This is a genomic window from Streptomyces sp. NPDC002790, from assembly GCF_040295505.1.
Taxonomy (GTDB): Bacteria; Actinomycetota; Actinomycetes; order Streptomycetales; family Streptomycetaceae; genus Streptomyces.
The window spans coordinates 1-4,495 of the sequence record NZ_JBEOVM010000215.1 but is presented as its reverse complement, the minus strand read 5'-3'; the positions used below and the strand labels follow the sequence as shown (position 1 = coordinate 4,495).

Annotated in this window: 5 protein-coding genes; 4 read left to right on the top strand and 1 reads right to left on the bottom strand. The window is 69.6% G+C overall.

The genetic code is table 11. From position 1 onward, the window contains the following. Positions 1 to 187: 187 nt before the first annotated feature. Complete coding sequence (locus ABT004_RS36005) at positions 188 to 598, top strand: PPOX class F420-dependent oxidoreductase (protein WP_351345966.1); 411 nt, start codon at positions 188 to 190, stop codon at positions 596 to 598. Positions 599 to 609: 11 nt separating this feature from the next. Here ABT004_RS36005 and ABT004_RS36000 read toward each other — a convergent pair whose 3' ends face one another. After that, entirely contained in the window at positions 610 to 1,617 is a 1,008-nt protein-coding gene (locus tag ABT004_RS36000; RefSeq protein WP_351345963.1) for a WD40 repeat domain-containing protein, read from the bottom strand. Positions 1,618 to 1,685: 68 nt separating this feature from the next. Between ABT004_RS36000 and ABT004_RS35995 the strand changes: the two genes are divergently transcribed. The 3 genes from ABT004_RS35995 (at position 1,686) to ABT004_RS35985 (ending at position 4,104) form a co-directional block, all read left to right on the top strand. Next, positions 1,686 to 2,354 carry an SGNH/GDSL hydrolase family protein gene (locus tag ABT004_RS35995; protein ID WP_351345960.1) on the top strand — a complete coding sequence of 223 codons (669 nt, stop codon included), beginning with the start codon at positions 1,686 to 1,688 and terminating at the stop codon, positions 2,352 to 2,354. A 115-nt stretch (positions 2,355 to 2,469) separates the two neighbouring features. Then, the gene (locus tag ABT004_RS35990) at positions 2,470 to 3,054 is read left to right on the top strand and encodes a Uma2 family endonuclease (RefSeq protein ID WP_351345957.1); all 585 of its coding nucleotides are present in this window, start codon (positions 2,470 to 2,472) and stop codon (positions 3,052 to 3,054) included. 60 nt (positions 3,055 to 3,114) lie between these two features. Next, positions 3,115 to 4,104 (top strand): aldo/keto reductase, encoded by a 990-nt coding sequence (locus ABT004_RS35985; protein ID WP_351345954.1) that lies wholly within the window; start codon positions 3,115 to 3,117, stop codon positions 4,102 to 4,104. The last annotated feature ends 391 nt before the right edge of the window (positions 4,105 to 4,495 follow it).

The following is a 4,495-nucleotide window of genomic DNA, read 5'->3' as shown; positions in this document are numbered from 1 at the left end:
GGGGTCGGTTTCCGTCTGCGGGGGTGCGGGTTGGTGGTGGTGGTGTGCGGGGCCCCGGCGGTGGTCTCTCGCGCCCGTTGGCTTGGCCCCCCCGGGGTCCGGGGCGGAGCCCCGAGGTGTGGGACACGGTGCCGCGCGGTGTGCCGTGAGACGTGACAGAACGCCGCCGCGGTGCATCCATGGACGTATGACGACTGACAAGCCCGATCCGAGCCCCGCGCTCGCCCCGTTCGTCAAGCAGTACGCCGTCCTGCTCACCACGCACAAGAAGGACGGCACCGGCGTCGGCACCCCCGTGAACATCGCGGTCGAGGGCGACCACGCGTACATCCGCACCTTCGGCAAGGCCTGGAAGGTCAAGCGGATGCGCAACAACCCCGAAGTGGAGATCGCGCCGTCCACGGTGCGCGGCGCGCCGACCGGGCCCGCGGTCAAGGCGCGGGTCCGGCTGCTCGACCAGGGAGGCGAGGAGAACAAGCACGCGGCCGCCCTCATCCGCCGCAAGCACCCGTTCCTGCACGGCATCACAGTGCCGCTCACGCACAAGGTGCGGCGGGACCGGACGCTGCACTACGAAGTGCGCTTGCTGGGCGAGTAGTTCACCCTGGTTCAGCCCTTGCCGGACTTTCCGGGCCACTTCAGCAGACGGCCGATCCCGAACAGCAGGATGAGGACGACGGCGGCGCCGACCGCACCGGCCTTGCCGGTGAGGGCGCTGCCGCCGTCACCGTCCGAACCGCCTTGCCCGGAGGTCGAGTTCGAGCCGTCTCCGGAGCCGCCCGCGCCCTCGACCTCCACGGGCTCCACCGAACTGCCCTTGCCCTCACTCCCGTAGAGCAGCGTCCTCCCGTCCGGCGTGTACGTCACCGACTCGCCCTGCGGCTGCATCGGCACGCTCAACCGGCCCTGCCGCTTGGGCTTTCCGTCGTTCCAGGCGTACGAGACGCCGCCGAAGTAGCCGCGTACGGCGAGCTGCTTCCCGTCGGGAGAGAACGCGGCGTCCGTCGCCCACAGGTCGATGTCGGAGACGCGGCGGAAGGTGTTGGTGGCGGAGGAGTTCAGCGTGGAGGGGCCCTCGTACAGGCCGCCGCCGTCGTCGCCCTTCTCGACGATGTAGACCCGGCCCGTCTTCGGGTGGACCATCATCGACTCGGCGTTGCGCGGGCCGTCCGCGTACTTCACGACGTACTGGGTGGCTCGCACCGTCTGGTCGACGAGCTTCTTCGGCTCGGGCAGCTTGTAGATCCACACGTGGTCCCACTTGCCGCCGAGGTTGTCGCCGATGTCGCCTACGTAGAGGTTCCCGTCGGAGCCGACCGAGATCGCCTCGACGTCGCGCGGGGCGCCGACTCCGCTCATCGTGATGCGGGCGACGGTCTTCCCGGTTCGGCCGTCGACCGCGAACAGGTACGCGCCGTCGTCGCTGTCGTTGTGCGTCCAGTAGATGCCCGGGTGGGCGCGCGAGGCGGCGAGCCCGCTGGACTCGGTGATCCGCGGGTCCTGGATCGTGAACCCGTCGGAGCCGACGGAGCGGGAGTCGGCAGCCGCGGGCCCGGCGGCCACGCCACCGAGCAGAAGAACGACAGCGGCCCCGGCCGCACCCACATACGCACGCATGCCCCCAGCTTGCCAGGCGTGTTCGGGCTCACACGCACCCGGCCGGGAAGATCGACGATGATGTGCGGGTGCTCAGGTTCATGCCGGTCGGCGACTCGATGACGATAGGGAGCGCCGGTGAACACACCTGGCGCCACCGTTTCTGGCACCGCCTGGGCGCGGACCGCGACGCGTACGCCCTCGTCGGCCCCCGGACCGCCCTGCACGGCGACAACCACGCGTACGCCGACCCGGACTTCCCGCAGCACCACCTCGCCGGCTGGGGCGAGGGCTGGCAGCACATGGCCCCGCTGATCGCCGGCGCGGTCACGGCCACCGGCGCCGACGTCCTCCTCGTCTCCCTCGGCCTGATCGACCTGGGCTTCTACACCGACGCCGAACAGACCGCGGAGAACATGCGCCGCTTCGTCGCCGAGGCCCGCTCCGCGAACCCGGCGATCCGCATGGTCGTCCTCCCCGTGATCCCCAACATCCGCGCCGCGTCGGACGCCCCCTTCGCCGCCGAGGTCGCCCACTTCAACACCCTTCTGGCGAAGGCGGTCGCGGACCTGGACGAGCCCCGCTCCGCCTTGCTCCTCGCCTCCGTCCCCGAGTCGTACGACATCCAGGACGACACGTACGACGGCACCCACCCGAACGCCTCCGGCGAGCACAAACTCGCTTCGGCCTTCACGGACGCGCTGCGTCAGGCGTGGGGCATCGGCGGGCCGTCCGGGGCGCTCCAACAGGTCCGTTAGCGCGCACGTTCGAGCGTTTCCGCAGTTCTGCGCCCTGCTGTGACCGGAGCACTCTGCGTATCGTTGTACTGCGCGGCTGCCCGCATCCGTCGGGTGGCCGGGGAGGAGCGCCACGATGACCGCTGAGGCAATCGACAGGATCGACATCGACATGGCGACGGTGAACGAGCAGATCTTGGACGAGATGTTCGACCAGATGACCATCCCCGAGGGCTACAAGGCGGAGATCGTCGAGGGGATCGTCTACATGTCGCCGCAGCGGGACACGCACTGGGAGATCATCCTGGACATCGTCGAGCAGTTGCGCACCAAGTACCCGCGCAAGCGCGTGAAGTCCGACGTCCGCATCGACTACCCGGGCAATCTCAACGGCTTCGCCACCGACGTCACCCTGGTCTCCGAGACCGCCGAGAAGAACGCCAAGGGCCTGTGGCTCTGGCAGGACGTGGTGTTCGTCGCCGAAGTCATCTCCAAGGGCACGGCACAGAACGACTACGGCCCCAAGAAGTCCGCCTACGCCGCCGCCGAGGTCCCCGTCCACCTGGTCGCCGACCCCTACCAGGGCAAGTGCCACCTCTACACCCAGCCCAAGGGCGGCGAGTACGTGTCCGAGCTGACCGTCGCCTTCGGCGCTGCCGTCGGCATGACCGACACCCCCGTCGGCCTCACCCTCGACACCACGGATTTCCCCCGCGACTGACCGGGCCCGAAGTCCCGACCCGCTTGCCTAGAGCGCACTCCAGGTCCTTGGCTATGGACCATGAAGTACACACAGCTCGGACGCACGGGACTCAAGGTCAGCCGACTCGTCCTCGGCACCATGAACTTCGGTCCGCAGACCGACGAGGCCACCAGCCACGCGATCATGGACGCGGCGCAGGCCAGTGGCATCAACTACTTCGACACCGCGAACGTGTACGGCTGGGGCGAGAACAAGGGCCGTACCGAGGAGATCATCGGCACCTGGTTCGCCAAGGGCGGCGAGCGGCGCGACAAGACGGTGCTCGCCACGAAGGTGTTCGGGAACATGGCGGCCGACGGCGACGCCTGGCCCAATCACGACCGGCTCTCCGCGGTGAACATCCGCCGCGCGGTCGACGCCAGCCTCAAGCGGCTGCAGACGGACTACATCGACATCTACCAGTTCCACCACGTCGACCGCCGGACCCCCTTCGAGGAGATCTGGCAGGCCATCGACGTCCTGATCCAGCAGGGCAAGATCCTGTACGCCGGGTCCTCCAACTTCGCCGGCTACAAGATCGCCCAGGCCAATGAACTGGCCGCCCGGCACGGCCGCGTGGGCCTCGTCAGCGAGCAGTGCCTCTACAACCTCGCCGAGCGCCGCGCCGAGATGGAGGTCATCCCGGCCGCGCAGGACTACGGCCTCGGCGTCATCCCGTGGTCCCCGCTGCACGGCGGGCTGCTCGGCGGCGTGCTCAAGAAGGAGAGCGAGGGCAAGCGCAGGTCGCAGGGCCGCTCCGCCTCCGCGCTCGAGAACACGAAGGTGCGCGAGCAGGTCCAGGCCTACGAGGATCTGCTGGGCAAGCACGGGATCGAGCCCGGTGAGGCGGCGCTGGCCTGGCTGCTCACCCGGCCCGGCGTCACGGGGCCGATCGTCGGTCCGCGCACGCAGGAGCAGCTCGACTCGGCGCTGCGGGCGGTCGATCTTGAGCTGAGCGAGGAGGTGCTGGCCGGCCTGGACGAGGTCTTCCCGGGGCCTGGGCCGTCCCCGGAAGCCTTCGCCTGGTAGACGCGTACGGGGCGGGCGTCGGTCGGTTACTGGCCGACGGCCGCCGCGACGGCTACGACGACGAACATCAGCACGAGCACACCGGCCATGATCCGGTTCCGGGTCTTCGGGTCCACCCACCGAGCGTAACCCGCTCCCGGATCCTGCTGGGCGGCGACCTTCTCCCCGCGGACGGGTGGGCCCATCAAGCTCCGCGGACGGATGGGCATATCAAGCCCCGCCGGCGATTGAGGCGCGGGGTCCGGGGCGGAGCCCCGAGACGTCAAGCCCCTCCGGCGTTGCGGTCCCGGGGCGCTGCCCCGGACCCCGCGCCCCCAAAGGCCCCGGGGCTTTATCGTGCTCACACACCGCACCGCGAGATTTGGGAACAGCCCCCGCCGGAGTAAAAGCG